Genomic DNA, 14,943 nt, shown 5'->3' on the forward strand with positions numbered 1-14,943 from the left:
AAGCACGATAAGTCACGAATCCATAAAGTGACCATCAACCGCCGGAAAGCGCGTCTTCGACCTCGGGCACGGCGTAGTCGTCGGGGTCGTCGAGCCAGCCGTGCGGCAGCGCCACCTTCTGCCGTTCGCCGCTCTTGCCGCGCGGGCCGTCGGCGGCCTCGCCGGGCCACGGCTGGTCGGGGTCGAGGCCCGACAGCCGTTCGCGCAGCTCGTCGATCGAGGCGGCCTGGGCGGTCAGCCGCCGGGTCTCCGCGCCGACCGGGAACGCCTTCAGATACCACCCGACGTGCTTGCGGAAGTCGGAGACGCCGTGCTTCTCGTCGCCCATCACCTCGACCAGGAGCTCGGCGTGGCGCAGCAACATGGTGACCACCTCGCCGAGGCGCGGCTCGGCGCGCTCGGGCGAGCCGTTGAACGCGTTCTCCAGGTCGCGGAAGAGCCAGGGGCGGCCGAGGCAGCCGCGCCCGATCACCACGCCGTCGCAGCCGGTCTGGGCGACCATGCGCAGGGCGTCGTCGGCGGTCCAGATGTCGCCGTTGCCGAGCACCGGCACGTGGCCGGGCACGGCGTCGCGCAGGCGGGCGACGGCGTCCCAGTCGGCGAAGCCGCCGTAGTGCTGGATGGCGGTGCGGGCGTGCAGGGCCACGGCCTGGACGCCCTCCTCGGCGGCGATCTGCCCGGCGTCGAGGTAGGTCAGGTGGTCGTCGTCGATGCCCTTGCGCATCTTCACGGTCACCGGCAGGGGGCCCGCGCCGGCCACCACCTCGCGGATGATCGCGCGCAGCAGCCGCCGCTTGTAGGGCACCGCCGCGCCGCCGCCCCGGCGGGTCACCTTGGGCACCGGGCAGCCGAAGTTGAGGTCGATGTGGTCGGCCAGGTCCTCGTCCACGATGATCTTGGCGGCGCGGCCCATGACCACCGGGTCGACGCCGTAGAGCTGGATGCTGCGCGGCGACTCGGTGGGACCGAAGCGGATCATCTCGTAGGTCAGCGGATTGCGTTCGACCAGCGCCCGCGAGGTGATCATCTCGCACACGAACAACCCGCCGCCCTGTTCGCGGCAGAGCGTGCGGTAGGCGCGGTTGGTGATGCCGGCCATCGGGGCGAGCACCACGGGGGGCCAGACGTCGAGCGACCCGATTTTCATCTGCTCATTGTCGTCCACGGCCGGGAGTGACCGGTGCACTAGCCTGGTCGCATGCTGCTGCGGTTGCGGATCGCGCTGCCCGACCGTCCCGGCGCCCTGGGCGCCGTCACGCAGGCCCTCGGCGTCGCGGGGGCCGACATCATCCAGGTCGTCGTGCTCGACCGGGGCGACGAACGCGCGGTCGACGACTTCACCGTCTCGTGGCCCGACGCCGCGCCGCGCGAGCACCTGCTCCGGGCCCTCGACGAGCTCCCCGACATCAAGGTCGAGGGCGTGTGGGCGACCCGGGAGGCGCCCGGCACCTTCCCCGAGCTGGAGGTGCTCAAGTTCCTGACCACCGCCGGCGACCGGGCGCTGGCCACCCTGGTCGACGCGATGCCGGTGATCTTCAGCGCCGACTGGGCGGCCTGCGCGGCCGACGGCAGCCACGACGTGGTCTGCGCCAGCTGGCGGGCGCCCGAGTCGGTCAGGTTCCCCGAGCTCGTCCCGGCCCGGCCGGTGGCCGCGACGCTCGAGTCGGGCGTCCACGTCGTCAACGCGCCGCTGCCGCCGCTCGCGCTGACGCTGGTGCTGGCCCGGGTCGAGGGGCCCGCCTTCCACCGCATCGAGGTGTCCAGGCTGGCCCGGATCCTCGACATCTTCCTGCTGCTGCCGGCGATCGAGGCGGGCGCCGAACGCGCCTTCCGGTCGGCCTCTCAGCCCACGTGATCGCGCCAGGAGTGCCGGGGGTCGTAGCCGAGCACCTTCCTGGCCTTGTCGATCGACAGCAGCGTGCCGAACTCGCCCACGTCGTGGGTGAGCTCGACGCCCGGGAACTCCTCGCGGAGCAGGTCGGCCGAGGGGCGGTTCATGATCGTGTCGGCGGCCGCGATCACGAAGCTCTCGGCCCCGGTGACCTCGGCGGTCAGGCCCAGGCGGCAACTCTGGGCGACGTCGCGCACGTCGACGTAGCCCCACAGGTTCCAGCGCCGCGAGGCGGCGTCGGCCCAGTATGACGGGACGTTCGCGTAGTCCTCGGGCAGGTGGATGTTCGACAGGCGCAGGGCCACGAACGGGATGCCCGACCAGGCCGCGACGTGCTCGGCGGTGGTCTCGGTGACGACCTTCGACAGCGCGTAGGTCGAGGTCGGCACCGGGTAGTGGGCCTCGTCGACGGGCGCGTAGCGGGGGGCGTCGTCGAAGGGCAGGCCCAGGGTGGTCTCGCTGGAGGCCCAGACGACGCGGCGCAGCTTCAGGGTCGCCGCCGCCAGGAACACGTTGGCGTTCATGGTCACGTTGCGCTGGAAGGTGACGGCCGGGGTGGCCAGGCCGGGGGCGGGGATGTTGGCCAGGTGGACGACCGCCGAGCAGCCCTCGAGGACCTCGACCGCCTGCCCGTGGTCGGTCAGGTCGGCGGCCAGCACGCCGGGGCCGGCGAGGTCGGTGGCGACCACGTCGTAGCCGTGTTCGCGCAGGTCGGCCACGACCGCCCGGCCGGCCTTGCCGGCGGCGCCGGTGACACAGATGCGTTCCATGGCTCGGAAGCCTTTCACATCCGGGCGAGCCGGTTGATACCGGTCGCATACAGGATTTTCGGGGCTTTTGCTCCGCGAGCCAGGGCGAGCATGGCCCGGCCGATCGCCTCGGTGCTGGTCACCAGCCGGGGGAACAACCGCGAGAGCACCGGCCAGATCGGCAGGCCGATCATGTAGAGCACCCGGTAGGACCGGGTCTTGCTGGTCGCGCCGTGCAGGGCCCTGATCACGCCGGGGCGCATCGCGAAGGCCCGGTCGAACCGCTCGAACAGCGTGTTCTCGGTCTCGGCCTTCACCCGGGCCCACATCCGGCGCCCCTCGGCGTCGGCGCCCTGGGCCGAGACGTACACGAACGTCACGTCGCGCCGCAGCGTGCGGGCCACGTCGGTGGTCAGCGTGTACGTCACCTGCCGGTAGTCGGCCTCCGACATCCCGGCCGAGCTGACCCCGACGCAGAAGAAGCAGGCGTCGAAGCCCTGCAGAAACGTCGCGTACCCGGCTGGCTGCGCGACGTCGGAGATGACTTCGGTGAGTTTGGGATCGGTGACGCCGGTGGGCGTGCGCCCGACGACGAGCACCTCGGACACGTCGGGGGCGAGCAGGCACTCCCGCAGGACCCCCTGGCCGACCATTCCGGTCGCTCCGAACACGATCACGCGCACATAACCGACATTACGCCTGGACGACCACGGAGGTGACGAGGAGCCCGCCCTCGGCCGCCCAACGGCCCTCGAACACCGGTAACGGCGAGTCGACCAGGATCCGGGCGCTGAACACACCGTCCCCGAAGGTCACATGGGCGTCCTCGAACCCCAGCCAGCGCCCGGTGATCGGGAACCACGCCTTGTACACCGACTCCTTGGCGGAGAACAGCAGCCGGTCCCAGGCCACCACCGGCCGGTCGGCCAGCAGCCGCCCGACCGCCATCTGCTCCTCGGGCGAGGCGACGGCGCCCAGCACCCCGTCGGGCACGGGCTGGTCGGGCTCGGCGTCGATGCCGATCGAGGCCACCACGCCGTCGGGGGCCACGGCGGCGGCCCGGTAGCCGTCGCAGTGGGTCATGCTGCCCACGATGCCCTTGGGCCACAGCGGTTCGCGCTTCGGGCCCGACAGGATGGGGACGTCGGCGTGCCCGAACGACGCGAGGGCCTGGCGGGCGCACCAGCGGGCGGTGGCGAACTCGGCCCGGCGGCGCGGCACGGCCTGGGCGACCAGCGACTCCTCCTCGGGGAGGGGCCGCACACCGGGCGGGTCGCCGAAGCTCTCGTGCCACACGACGCCCGAGGGAAGCACCGATCCCAGCATGAAACGCCCCCTTTCCGGCTGGACCTTACCGCCTGGAGGGTCACGGTAAAGTGACAGCCCAGGAGGTCCGATGTCTGACAGCACACCCGATTCCGCCGTCGAGGCGGAGGTGACCGACGAGTCGATCGACGGGGTCGCCGACGAGGCGAGCGCGGAAGACGAGCTCAAGCGGAAGTTCCGCGAGGCTCTCGACCGTAAGCGCCAGGCGCAGTCCGACCGCAACGGGAAGGGTGCCCGGGGGTCGTCCAAGATCCACGGCACACACGAGGCCGCCGGCGGCAAACGTTCGTTTCGCCGCAAGAGCGGGGGCTGACATCCGCTGAAAGGGGCCGCCATCGGAGGGGGGCCTTCCGATCCGCGTGATCCGGGCGCACTATGGAAAGTGACATCCTGGGCGAAATCGCATGGAGCGGCTGTGCAAGGTCACCTTCCGGCGGCGGTCCCGCTGCTGTCCCGAGGCAAGCACCGCAACCCGCGCAAGGGTGCGTGTTTCATGGAGTTCGCGTCCTACCTGGCCGGTGAGCGCTGGAGCGACCACCCGGCCTGCACCCACCCGCTTTTGGCGGCGATGGCGCGGCTTGTCAACGACTACACGACCGACGCCAACCGGCAGCGGCTCGCGCCGCTGATCCCGTCGGTGATCGGGCTCACCACCAACGATCCACGGGCCGACGTCCGGATCGCGCTGCGCGCGGCCACGACGGCGCTCCCGGTGGTCGCGGCCGAACGCCAACTGGCCCTCGCGGTCTCGGTGCTGGCGGCCGAGCACGTCCTGGCCGACCTCGAAGGCCGGGAACCCGGCCTCGAACCGGCCAGCCAGGAGGCGCTCGACCTGGTGCCCGACGCCGCCCGCTGGGCCTACGGCTTCCGCAGCGGGGTCAAGGTGTCCCGCCGCGGCTTCCGCCGCTACGCGGCGCCGAACACGGTCCAGCTGGCCGTACGGGGCGTCTCGCAGGCGTGCGTCGACGATCCCGACCGGATCCTGCGCGGCCTGCTGACCACCGCCATCGACGAGGTCAGGGCCCTGGTCGGCGACGATCAGGTGGAGACCCGGCCGCTGGCCTTCAAGGCAGGTCGATAGAGGGCCCCGCCGGCGAGGATCGCCACGCAGGCCGCGCCGAGCATGAAGCCCCAGCTGACGTCGGTCAGGTGGTGCATGCCCCGGTAGAGCCGCGAGGCGGCGATGCCGAGCGGAATGGTCAGGCCGATCGCGAGCAGCACCCACCGCAGAATGGCGTGCCGGTGCACGTGCAGGCCGAGCACGACGGCGACGCCGAGATAGAAGGCGACGCCCGCGCTGGTGTGCCCGGAGGGCCAGCTGGAGGTGGGCGGCGCCGGGTCGAGGTGGGCCACCTCGGGCCGGGGCCGCTCCGACACGACCGTGGACGCCAGGAAGATCAGCGACTGCGCCCACACGGCGAAGATCAGGAACACCGACTCGCGCCATCGCTTGTAGGCGATCCGGAACCCGATCGCGAAGATCGCCGTGGCCACCACGATCACGGGCGTGTCCGAGAACGACGACACGACGTCGGTGACGCCGTTCCAGAACGGCGACCGCTCCCCCGCGACCTCCCGGCTGACCTCCTCGTCACGGGCGATCAGCCAGCTGTCGCCCAGCACCCGCACCAGCAGCAGGCCGGTGCCGAGTGTGGCGATCAACAGGGCGAACAGCGGCAGCAGCACCCGCCGCCCGACCTCTTTGAAGTCGACCCGCTGCCACGGACGCCCGTGGGCGTGCTCCCGGGTCGCCGGGGGGCTTGTCGTCACCATTGGGGCTCCAATCTGATTCATCGGGGCTCTCCCGTGCCCGTCGGGGCGGCCATCTCCGGCTCGACCCCCTCGATGTAGGGTTCGACCGGCCGCCGGCCCATCCGCCGCCGCCAGGCCTCGAATCCGGCGGCCGTCGCCGCCACGACCACCAGCGCCAGGATCAGCCCGGCCACCACGTCGCTGAGCCAGTGCACCCCGAGGGCGACGCGGGTGAAGGCGACCGTCACCGAGGCCAGCGCGGCCAGCGTCCAGGCGACCACCCGCCAGACCCCGTGCAGCATGGGCAGCAGCAGGAGCACCAGCGTGACCGCTCCGAGGGCGGCGTTGAGAGCGTGGCCCGAGGGGAACGACCAGCCGGGCGCCCACGAGACCGGGTCGGGCAACATCGGCCGGGCCCGCTCCACGGCGATCTTCACGGCCAGCCCGATCAGCCCGCCCGCGACCACGGTCGTGATCGCCCAGATGGCCAGCCGGGGCGCCCCGCGCAGCAGCGTGTAGACCGCCGCGGCCCCGACCAGCACCCGCCACGTCTCGGGCGCGAGGGCGTTCGTGATGAACTCCATGGCCCGGGCGAAGCCGGGGTTGCTCAGCGCGTAGGAGTGCAGATCGGCGGCCACGCCCTGGTCGAAGCGGTTGAGAGGGGTGAAGGCGCTCTTCACGAGGACCAGCAGGACCATGAACGGGACCAGCAGAAGCGCCGCCGCCAGGATCGCGGCCGTCAGCCGCGCGCCCAGGGCGCCGTCGGGTCCCAGCATCCATCGGCGCATCTCCGTCATGGGCCGCCGTGCTACCCCGGCGAGGGGCGATCGAACATCAACATCCCACGCGCAGCGGGGCCTTCGCCGACCATCGGCCGGAGGTGACGTCCTGGGCGCGGGCGTAGGCGTTGGGGACCCCGGCGCAGTGGGGCAGGCCGGTCTTCTTGCCCCAGCTGCCGCCCGGGTAGCCGGGGAACTCGGCGGCGGCGATCACGCCGCTCCAGACCAGGTCGCCGCCCGACCGCCGCACGTAGAGCTTGACCTGGCCGACGTTGTAGTGGCTGCCGTTGAGCTTGACCACGTGGCCCTCGGTGGTGATCCACAACTTCGCGAGCAGGCGGCGGGAGTCGGCCGCCGCGTTGTCCGCCCTGGCCTGCGCGCGGACCGCCGGGATGACGCAGACGTCGTCGTCGTGGAAGGCCTCGCGCCAGACGTAGCCCTCGACGCAGGCGTGGCTCTCGTCGGCCCAGCGGGTCGCCTTGAGCGCGTTGTCGGCCAGGGTGCCCGCCCGCGTGGCCGGGGTCACGCAGACCCGGTCGGCCGGGCGGGCGGCGCGGAAGACGAAGCCCTCACGGCAGAGCTGGGGGGCGGCGGTGGCGGGGGCGGCCGCGGCACCGAGGAGGAGCGCGGCGGCCGTGAGGGTACGCAGGATCATGGGTGGAGCTCCAGAAGGGCGTGGGTGTTGCCCTCCCTTATGCACCAGACCGCCTGCAGGAGGCTTGCAAACCCGTGTCAGGCCGACTGGAGCAGGGCGTACGCGCCGCCCGCGCGCACGAGTTCGTCGTGGGAGCCGGTCTCGGCGACGCGGCCGTGCTCCATGACCACGATGCGGTCGGCGCTCCGGATCGTGGACAGCCGGTGGGCCACCACGAGGACGGTCCGGCCCTCGACGAGACGGGCCATGGCCTGCTGGATCAGCTTCTCCGAGCGGGTGTCGAGGGCCGAGGTGGCCTCGTCGAGGATCAGGATGCGGGGGTCCCTGATCAGGGCGCGGGCGATGGCCAGGCGCTGCTTCTGGCCGCCCGACAGGCGGGCGCCGCGCTCGCCGACCACGGTGTCCCAGCCGTCGGGCAGCCGGTCGACGAACTCGGCGGCGTTGGCGTCCTCCAGCGCCTGGCGGATCACCTCGGCGGGCACGTCGGGCAGGCCGTAGGTGACGTTCTCCCGCACGCTGCCCTCGAACAGGATCGACTCCTGCGGCACGACCGACACGAATTTGCGGTAGGTGCGCAGGTCGAGGGTCTCCATGTCGACGCCGTCGAGCAGGATGCGGCCCTCGGTCGGGCGCAGGAAGCCGATGACGAGGTTGAGGACGGTGGACTTGCCCGCGCCGGAGGCGCCGACGAGGGCGACGGTCTCGCCGGGGCGCACCGACAGGGAGAGGTCCCGGACGCCGTAGGTGAAGGCGACGTCCTGGAAGTCGAGGCGGCCGGTCACCTCGGCGACCTCGGCCTTGCCGTCGTTGTGCTCCAGGTCGGGGGCCTGCAGGACCTCGCCGATCGAACGCACCGACTCAAGGCCCCGGCTGATGATCGGGGTCAGGCTCATCAGCGAGGTGACCGCGGTGGTGAGCGTGGTGAAGAAGGTGCTGAGCATGACGACGTCGCCGGGGGTCAGGGCGAACACGCGGTGGTACGACACCAGCGCCGCCCCCGCCAGGCACACGACGCCGAGGGTGTTGAGCAGGATCCAGGCCAGCGAGCCGAAGCGGCCGTTGACGAGGTCGAGCCGCAACCCGGTGCGGAGCACGGTGCGCAGGGTGCCGTCGACGCGGTGCAGGGCGTCCTTCTCCAGGCCGTGGGCGCGGGTGATCGGGATCAGGTGCGTCATCTCGGTCACCCGGGACGACAGCCGCTCGACCTCCAGCCGGAAGCTCTCGTTGTCGGTGCGCATGCGGTGGCGCATCCTCATCACCAGGATCGCGGCGGCCGGGACGACGACCAGGAAGACCGGCAGCGCCTGCGGCACCTTGACGGCGATGACGGTCACCCCGCCCGCCAGCATCACCAGCGCCGACAGGCCGATGTCGCCGGCCTGCTGCGACATCGTCTCGACGCTCTCGACGTCGCGGATGACCTTGGTCTGCAGCACTCCGGCGCTGACCCGGGCGTGGTAGCCGATCGAGAGCTGCTGCATCCGGGCGCACAACGAGGAGCGCAACCCGGTGCTCACCTTGCGGATGGTGCCGCTGAGGTGGCGTACATAGAGCAGGTGGAAGGGGTAGTTCAGGGTGAGCAGCAGGCAGAGCACCCCGGCGTTGAGCCAGATGCCCGAGACGGGCCCCCGGTCGACCAGGACGTCGATGATGTTGGCGGTCACCAGCGGCAACATCCACGTGGGGCTGTGCTTGAACACGAAGGCGACCACCGCGATCAGGAGCGATGCGCGGTGGTCGCGGTAGAGGTAGGCGAGCGTCCGGATCGGATGTTCGCCCCGGTAGCGGTGGTCCAGTTCACCCATTGATGTCCTCAGCGCAAAATATCTACGGATTCAGGGTAGATCTTCGCATCCCAGGATTAACGGGGTCATATCGTGGCGTAAAGCACCTTCCATGCGCCGCCGTACAGGCACTGGACGGAGACCTTCGTGGTCTTGGCCTCCGAGCAGACCTTCAGCTCGACGAGGGTCGCGTTCTTGTACGTGAAGCTGTACGACGCCGGCGTCTTGTAGGTGCAGTCGCGGAAGGTCTTGTGGGTGAAGGGCTGGTTGCCGCCCTTCTGGTAGGTGATCCGGAAGACCGCGTAGCCGCAGCCAGAGCCCTTGGTCAGGTCGCTGATCTTGCCGCTGACCTTGATGTCGGCGTTCTCGATGACGGCGCCGGGGTTGGTGATCACCCCGGAGACGGAGCCCTTGGTGTAGGCCCGCTTGCCCGAGCTGTAGCGCTCGAACTTCTTGGCGGGGGCCTGCTGGACGAGGTCGGTCTTGGACGCGACCGGGGGGTTGTCGGCGAAGGCGGGGGCGGAGGGGACGAGGACGAGGGCGAGAGCTGCGACGAGGCCGCCAAGGAGGCGCACGGCTGGTTCCCTTCGGGGGTGTTTCGCTTGTTGTGGTGACACCATCTCGGAATCCCCTTGCACGGCGCTTACGATCCGGTTATGAAGGCCCTGAACGCCCGGCGCGTCGCCTGGGAAGCCGCCCGTGTCGTCGTCGAGGCGTCGACGGCCGAGACCTACTGGTGGCTCAACGACATGATCGGCCGCTACTTAGGCGTCATGTACCAGCTGAAGCTGGCCGAGACGCGCCTGCGCCTGCTGGAGGACGACGAGTTCACCGTCACCGAGACCGGCGCCTGGCGGGCCCGCTTCGACGAACTGCTGGGCGACCGGCCCGACCTGACCCCGGTGGTCGCCGACCTGACCAGGGAGACCGCGGCCCGCCTTCCCTAGGCTGACCGCATGACGATCCGTCCCGTCCGGCCCGGCGACCTCCCGTCGGTCGCCGCCGTCCACGAGCACTACGCGCTCACCACCGTCATCACCTTCGACGAGGCCGGGCTCGACCGGGCGGCGTGGGAGGCCAAGGCCGGCACCGGGTTGCCCTTCCTGGTGGCCGAGGTCGGCGGGGTCGTGGCGGGGTTCGGGTACGCGGGGCCGTACCGGCCGAAACCGGCCTATCGCTACACGGTGGAGGATTCCCTCTATATTTCCCCCGAGCACACCGGACGGGGGCTCGGGCGGGCCCTGCTGCGCGAGCTGATGATCCGGTCGAGGGAAGCGGGGGCCAGACAGATGATCGCGGTGATCGCCGACGCGCAACCGGCGTCGGTGGGCCTGCACGTCGCCGAGGGGTTCACGGAGGCCGGGCGGCTGCGGGACGTGGGGTTCAAACTGGGGCGCTGGGTCGACACCGCCCTCTACCAGCGGGCCCTGTCATGAGGGCGGTCGTGTACGACGCCTTCAAGGAGCGGCCCTCGGTCCGCGAGGTGCCCGACCCGGTCGCCGGGCCGGGCGAGGTGGTCGTGAAGGTCGAGGCCACCGGCCTGTGCCGGAGCGACTGGCACGGGTGGCAGGGCCACGACGCCGACATCCAGAGTTTCCCGCACGTGCCGGGGCACGAGTTCGCCGGCGTGATCGCCGAGGTCGGGCCGGGCGTGACCGGCTGGGCGGCCGGCGACCGGGTCACCGCGCCGTTCATCTTCGCCTGCGGGGTGTGCGCCGCGTGCCGCGCGGGCGACCACCAGGTCTGCCCGGCGCAGACCCAGCCGGGCTTCACCCACTGGGGGTCCTACGCCGAGTACGTCGTCGTCCGGAACGCGGCCGTCAATCTGATCGCGCTGCCCGCCGACCTGTCGTTCGGGGCCGCCGCCGCGCTCGGCTGCCGGTTCGCGACCGCGTTCCGGGCCGTCGTCCACCAGGGGCGGGTGCGTCCCGGCGAGTGGGTGGCCGTGCACGGCTGCGGCGGGGTCGGGTTGTCGGCGGTGATGATCGCGGCGGCGGCCGGGGCCCGGGTGGTCGCGGTCGACGTCCATCCCGACGCGCTCGCGCTGGCCGCCGCGGCGGGGGCCGCCGAGACCCTGCCGCCGGGCCGCCTCGACCGGCTGGTCGAGGTCACGGGCGGCGTCCACCTGTCGATGGACGCCTTCGGCAGCGCCGCGACCTGCCGGAACTCGATCGGCAGCCTGCGCAGGCGGGGGCGGCACGTGCAGATCGGGCTGCTGCCCGGCGACACCGAGTTGCCCATGGGCCGGGTCATCGCGTGGGAGCTGGAAATCCTCGGCAGCCACGGCATGCCCGCGCACGCCTATCCCGAGATGCTCGCCCTCATCGAGAACGGCTCCCTGTCGCCCGAGCTGCTGATCACCCGGACCATCCCCCTGGACGAGGCTCCCGACGCGCTCGTCCGGGGCGGGCGGCCCGGGGTGACGCTGATCAGCCCTTGAAGGCGCGCAGCCGCAGGCTGTTGGCGACCACGAACACCGACGAGAGCGCCATCGCGGCCCCGGCGATCATGGGGCTGAGCAGGCCGAGGGCGGCCAGCGGCAGGGCGGCCACGTTGTAGGCGAAGGCCCAGAACAGGTTGCCCTTGATGATCCGCAACGTCCGGCGCGACAACCGGATCGCGGCGGCGGCCACCCGCAGGTCGCCCCTGACCAGGGTCAGGTCGGCGGCCTCGATGGCGGCGTCGGTGCCGGTGCCCATGGCCAGCCCGAGGTCGGCCTGGGCCAGCGCGGCGGCGTCGTTGACGCCGTCGCCCACCATGGCGACCACGCGGCCCTCGGCCTGGAGCCGTTTGACGGCCTCGACCTTGCCCGCCGGGAGGACCCCGGCGACGACCTCGTCGATGCCGACCTGGCCGGCGATCTCGCGGGCGACGGTCTCGTGGTCGCCGGTCAGCAGGACCGGCCGCAGTCCGAGGGCGCGCAGCTGGGTGATCGCCGCGGCCGACGACGGCTTCAGCACGTCGCTCACCGTCATGACGGCGGCGCGCACGCCGTCGATCGTGACGGCGACGCCCGACTCGGCCCGCCCGACCGCGACCTCATGTCCGTCGACGACGCCCCGCACGCCCTCTCCGGCCGTGGCGACGAAGCCGGTGACCGGCGGCAGGTCGCCGTGGCCCTTGACCAGGGCGCGGGCGATGGGGTGCTCGGAGGCGTGCTCGACGGCGGCGGCCAGGCGGCGGACCTCCTGCTCGTCGAAGCCCTCTTCGACGCGGACCTCGACCAGGGTCATCCGGCCCTCGGTGACCGTGCCCGTCTTGTCGAGCACGATCGTGTCGACGCGCCGGGTCGACTCCAGCGCCTCGGGGCCCTTGATGAGGATGCCGAGCTGCGCGCCCCGGCCGGTGCCGACCAGCAGCGCGGTCGGGGTGGCCAGGCCCAGGGCGCAGGGGCAGGCGATGATCAGCACCGCCACGGCGGCGGTGAAGGCCGCCACCGGCCCCGCGACCGGGAGCCAGAAGCCAAGCGTGGCCACCGCGAGGGCGATCACGACCGGCACGAAGACGCCGGAGATCCGGTCGGCGAGCCGCTGCACGCGGGCCTTGCCGGTCTGGGCCTCCTCGACCATGCGGGCCATCTGGGCCAGCGTGGTGTCGGAGCCGACGCGGGTGGCCCTGACGACCAGCCGGCCGCCGGCGTTGACGGTCGCGCCCGTGACCGCGTCACCGGCCCGCACCTCGACCGGCATCGACTCTCCGGTCAGCATCGACGCGTCGACCGCCGAGGCGCCCTCGTGGACGACGCCGTCGGTGGCGATCTTCTCGCCGGGCCGGACCACGAACAGGTCGCCCGCCTTGAGCAGCTCGGCCGGGATCCGGCTCTCCCTGCCGTCGCGCAGCACCGCGACGTCCTTGGCGCCGAGCTCCATCAGGCTGCGCAGGGCGTCTCCGGCGCGGCGTTTGGCGCGGGCCTCGAAGTAGCGCCCGGCCAGCAGGAACGCGGTCACGCCCGCGGCGGTCTCCAGGTAGATGTTGCCGGCGCCGTCGCTGCGCTCGATCGCGAACGAGAACGGGTGGACCATGCCCGGCTCCCCGGCCGTGCCGAGGAACAACGCCCAGAGCGACCAGCCGAAGGCGGCCAGCGTGCCGAGCGAGACCAGGGTGTCCATGGTCGCCGCGCCGTGGCGGAGGTTGGTCCAGGCGGCCTTGTGGAAGGGCCATCCGGCGTAGACGACCACGGGGGCGGCCAGGGTGAGCGAGAGCCACTGCCAGTAGGTGAACTGGAGGGCCGGGATCATGGCCATCGCGATCACGGGGACCGCGAGCACGACGGCGGTGATCAGCCGGGTCTTCAGGGGGTCGCTCCCGGCGGTCTCCGGCTTCTCCTCGGGCAGGGTCGCGCTGTATCCGGCCTTCTCCACCTCCTCGACCAGGGTGCGCACCGAGACCCCGGGCGCGAAGACGACGTTGGCCTTCTCGGTGGCGTAGTTGACCGTGGCGGTCACGCCGTCGATCTTGTTGAGCTTGCGCTCGATCCGGTTGGCGCACGACGCGCAGGTCATGCCGCCGATGGAGAGCTGGATCAGGTTCGGCATGTCATCCCTCCAGCGTGAACGACGCGGTCCGGACCGTGCCGCCGTGCTTGAAGTCGAAGAACAACCGGTAGGCGCCGCCCTCGCGGGGGGCCTGGGCCATGAAGATCAGCCCGGTCATCGGGTGGACGTGGAGATAGGCCAGGTCGCCCGCGCGCAGCATCACCAGATGGCCCTGGGCGCCCAGGTAGGGCTCCGGGTTCACCTTCTGACCGTCTTTGCTCACCACGAGGGAGAGCGGCGAGGGCTGGCCCGGGTTCATCTCGCCCTGGAGGGTGACGGTGTAGCCGTCGACCGTGGACGTCCGGCTCGTCGCCGGGAACGGGTCGGGCTCGAAGTCGCCCGGGGCGGTCAGGTCGGCGCCGAGGGTCAGGGCCGGGCCGCCTTCGGGAGCGAAGTCGGCGTACATGCGGTAGGCGCCGGGTTCCGGCAGGGTGAGCGGGACGGTCCAGGTGCCGTCGGGGGCCAGCTCGGGGTGGAGGTGCTGGAAGCCGCCCAGGTCGCGGGGGGCCACGATCAGGTGCAGCTTCTTCTCGTGGGCGACCTGGTAGCCGGTGACCGGCTTCCCGTCGGGGCCGGCCACGTGGAAGGCGAACTCGTGGCTCTTCCCCGGTTCGAGCGTGGTGGCCGCCGGGTGCAGGCGGTAGCCGTCCTGGGAGATCTGCAGGCCGCCCGGCACGTGGTCGGCCGGCGCCTCCGCGCTCTCCTCATGGGCGTGGCCACCGTGGGCCGGCTCGGGCGAGTAGGCGGCCTGGCCGCGCGGGAGGTCCTCCTCCTGGGTGACGCCGACCGCGTAGGCCCCGCCGAAGACGACGGCGAGGCCGGCGGCGAAGACGCCCAGCTTCGTGGCGGTGTTCACGCCGGGCCCGCCAAGGTGTAGCCGGCCTCCTCGACGGCGGCCTTGACGGCGGTCTCGTCGACCGGGCTCTGGCTGGTCACGGTCACCGTGCCGGTCGGCACGTCGACCTTGACGTCACTGACGCCCGCGATGGCGCCGACCTCCTCGCGGACCGAGCTCGCGCAGTGTCCGCAGGTCATGCCGGTGACGGTGTAGGCGGTGACGGTCATGGCGGTGTCCTCTTTCAAATCGGGTCGTCAGGAGCGGACGAGGCGGGCGATCGCGTCGGAGGCTTCCTTGATCTTCGCGTCGGCCTCGGGGCCGCCCTTGGCGGTGGCCTCGGCGACGCAGTGGGCCAGGTGCTCTTCGAGGAGGGCCAGGGCGAACGACTGCAGCGCGCGGTTGGCGGCCGACACCTGGGTCAGCACGTCGATGCAGTACTTGTCTGCTTCGACCATTCGCTGCAGGCCCCTGACCTGCCCCTCGATTCGGCGGAGCCGCTTCAGGTGGTCTTGCTTGTGATCGGTGTAGCCGTGCATCGCGACCTCCCCGGGCCTTCGTCCTTGCCTAATAGTACCCCTAGGGGGTAGTGGTATAAAATCTAACATACCCCCGGGGGTTTAGTCGAGGAGGTCCC

19 protein-coding genes are annotated in these 14,943 nt (G+C 71.7%); 6 read left to right on the forward strand and 13 right to left on the reverse strand.

Features of this window, described 5'->3' with window-relative positions:
- Nucleotides 1-34 precede the first annotated feature (34 nt).
- Nucleotides 35-1,147: a tRNA dihydrouridine synthase DusB gene (gene dusB / locus AW271_RS33570; RefSeq protein ID WP_062341638.1), complete on the reverse strand. Its 1,113-nt coding sequence runs from the start codon at nt 1,145-1,147 to the stop codon at nt 35-37.
- Nucleotides 1,148-1,198: 51 nt separating this feature from the next.
- On the opposite strand from dusB, the gene AW271_RS33575 reads away from it, so the two are divergent.
- Nucleotides 1,199-1,855, forward strand: coding sequence for an ACT domain-containing protein (locus AW271_RS33575; RefSeq protein ID WP_062341639.1), 657 nt, complete (start codon nt 1,199-1,201; stop codon nt 1,853-1,855).
- On the opposite strand, the gene AW271_RS33580 is transcribed toward AW271_RS33575, so the two are convergent.
- From AW271_RS33580 to AW271_RS33590, 3 genes are read right to left on the reverse strand one after another with little or no spacing between them, the layout of a single operon-like run.
- The gene (locus tag AW271_RS33580; protein ID WP_062341640.1) at nt 1,843-2,661 is read right to left on the reverse strand and encodes an NAD-dependent epimerase/dehydratase family protein; all 819 of its coding nucleotides are present in this window, start codon (nt 2,659-2,661) and stop codon (nt 1,843-1,845) included. The genes AW271_RS33575 and AW271_RS33580 overlap by 13 nt on opposite strands.
- Before the next feature lie 14 nt (nt 2,662-2,675).
- Entirely contained in the window at nt 2,676-3,323 is a 648-nt protein-coding gene (locus tag AW271_RS33585) for a Rossmann-fold NAD(P)-binding domain-containing protein (RefSeq protein WP_062341641.1), read from the reverse strand.
- Between the two features lie 10 nt (nt 3,324-3,333).
- Nucleotides 3,334-3,966, reverse strand: coding sequence for a 4'-phosphopantetheinyl transferase family protein (locus AW271_RS33590; RefSeq protein WP_062341642.1), 633 nt, complete (start codon nt 3,964-3,966; stop codon nt 3,334-3,336).
- A gap of 70 nt (nt 3,967-4,036) precedes the next feature.
- On the opposite strand from AW271_RS33590, the gene AW271_RS33595 reads away from it, so the two are divergent.
- Together AW271_RS33595 and AW271_RS33600 are read left to right on the forward strand one after the other, a co-directional pair.
- Nucleotides 4,037-4,279 (forward strand): DUF5302 domain-containing protein, encoded by a 243-nt coding sequence (locus tag AW271_RS33595; protein WP_169806435.1) that lies wholly within the window; start codon nt 4,037-4,039, stop codon nt 4,277-4,279.
- Nucleotides 4,280-4,381: 102 nt separating this feature from the next.
- Nucleotides 4,382-5,047, forward strand: a complete 666-nt coding sequence (locus tag AW271_RS33600) for a hypothetical protein (RefSeq protein ID WP_157554901.1) — start codon at nt 4,382-4,384, stop codon at nt 5,045-5,047.
- On the opposite strand, the gene AW271_RS33605 is transcribed toward AW271_RS33600, so the two are convergent.
- From AW271_RS33605 to AW271_RS33625, 5 genes are all read right to left on the reverse strand, one after another.
- Nucleotides 5,005-5,736: a phosphatase PAP2 family protein gene (locus AW271_RS33605; protein ID WP_169806436.1), complete on the reverse strand. Its 732-nt coding sequence runs from the start codon at nt 5,734-5,736 to the stop codon at nt 5,005-5,007. The genes AW271_RS33600 and AW271_RS33605 overlap by 43 nt on opposite strands.
- 20 nt (nt 5,737-5,756) lie before the next feature.
- On the reverse strand, nt 5,757-6,494 hold the full coding sequence (locus tag AW271_RS33610; protein ID WP_245653329.1) for a phosphatase PAP2 family protein: 738 nt from the start codon (nt 6,492-6,494) through the stop codon (nt 5,757-5,759).
- A gap of 58 nt (nt 6,495-6,552) precedes the next feature.
- The gene (locus tag AW271_RS33615; RefSeq protein WP_062341644.1) at nt 6,553-7,152 is read right to left on the reverse strand and encodes a hypothetical protein; all 600 of its coding nucleotides are present in this window, start codon (nt 7,150-7,152) and stop codon (nt 6,553-6,555) included.
- A gap of 77 nt (nt 7,153-7,229) precedes the next feature.
- Nucleotides 7,230-8,957, reverse strand: coding sequence for an ABC transporter ATP-binding protein (locus AW271_RS33620; protein ID WP_062341645.1), 1,728 nt, complete (start codon nt 8,955-8,957; stop codon nt 7,230-7,232).
- Between the two features lie 65 nt (nt 8,958-9,022).
- Nucleotides 9,023-9,511, reverse strand: a complete 489-nt coding sequence (locus AW271_RS33625) for a hypothetical protein (RefSeq protein WP_062341646.1) — start codon at nt 9,509-9,511, stop codon at nt 9,023-9,025.
- A gap of 81 nt (nt 9,512-9,592) precedes the next feature.
- On the opposite strand from AW271_RS33625, the gene AW271_RS33630 reads away from it, so the two are divergent.
- The 3 genes from AW271_RS33630 to AW271_RS33640 are packed head-to-tail and all read left to right on the forward strand — an operon-like array spanning nt 9,593 to nt 11,376.
- Nucleotides 9,593-9,883 carry a hypothetical protein gene (locus AW271_RS33630; protein WP_062341647.1) on the forward strand — a complete coding sequence of 97 codons (291 nt, stop codon included), beginning with the start codon at nt 9,593-9,595 and terminating at the stop codon, nt 9,881-9,883.
- 9 nt (nt 9,884-9,892) lie between these two features.
- Nucleotides 9,893-10,372, forward strand: a complete 480-nt coding sequence (locus tag AW271_RS33635; RefSeq protein ID WP_062341648.1) for a GNAT family N-acetyltransferase — start codon at nt 9,893-9,895, stop codon at nt 10,370-10,372.
- Nucleotides 10,369-11,376, forward strand: a complete 1,008-nt coding sequence (locus tag AW271_RS33640) for an alcohol dehydrogenase catalytic domain-containing protein (protein WP_062341649.1) — start codon at nt 10,369-10,371, stop codon at nt 11,374-11,376. Before AW271_RS33635 ends, AW271_RS33640 begins: the two co-directional genes overlap by 4 nt.
- On the opposite strand, the gene AW271_RS33645 is transcribed toward AW271_RS33640, so the two are convergent.
- The 4 genes from AW271_RS33645 to AW271_RS33660 are packed head-to-tail and all read right to left on the reverse strand — an operon-like array spanning nt 11,366 to nt 14,845.
- On the reverse strand, nt 11,366-13,471 hold the full coding sequence (locus tag AW271_RS33645; RefSeq protein ID WP_062341650.1) for a heavy metal translocating P-type ATPase: 2,106 nt from the start codon (nt 13,469-13,471) through the stop codon (nt 11,366-11,368). The two genes, AW271_RS33640 and AW271_RS33645, sit on opposite strands and share 11 nt — an antisense overlap.
- A gap of 1 nt (nt 13,472) precedes the next feature.
- The gene (locus AW271_RS33650; protein ID WP_063818199.1) at nt 13,473-14,327 is read right to left on the reverse strand and encodes a DUF8832 domain-containing protein; all 855 of its coding nucleotides are present in this window, start codon (nt 14,325-14,327) and stop codon (nt 13,473-13,475) included.
- Complete coding sequence (locus AW271_RS33655) at nt 14,324-14,536, reverse strand: heavy-metal-associated domain-containing protein (protein WP_062341678.1); 213 nt, start codon at nt 14,534-14,536, stop codon at nt 14,324-14,326. Before AW271_RS33655 ends, AW271_RS33650 begins: the two co-directional genes overlap by 4 nt.
- Before the next feature lie 27 nt (nt 14,537-14,563).
- Entirely contained in the window at nt 14,564-14,845 is a 282-nt protein-coding gene (locus AW271_RS33660) for a metal-sensitive transcriptional regulator (protein WP_062341651.1), read from the reverse strand.
- Nucleotides 14,846-14,943 lie beyond the last annotated feature (98 nt).

The sequence above is a fragment of the Herbidospora sakaeratensis genome (assembly GCF_001570525.1).
Classification (GTDB): Bacteria; Actinomycetota; Actinomycetes; order Streptosporangiales; family Streptosporangiaceae; genus Herbidospora; species Herbidospora sakaeratensis.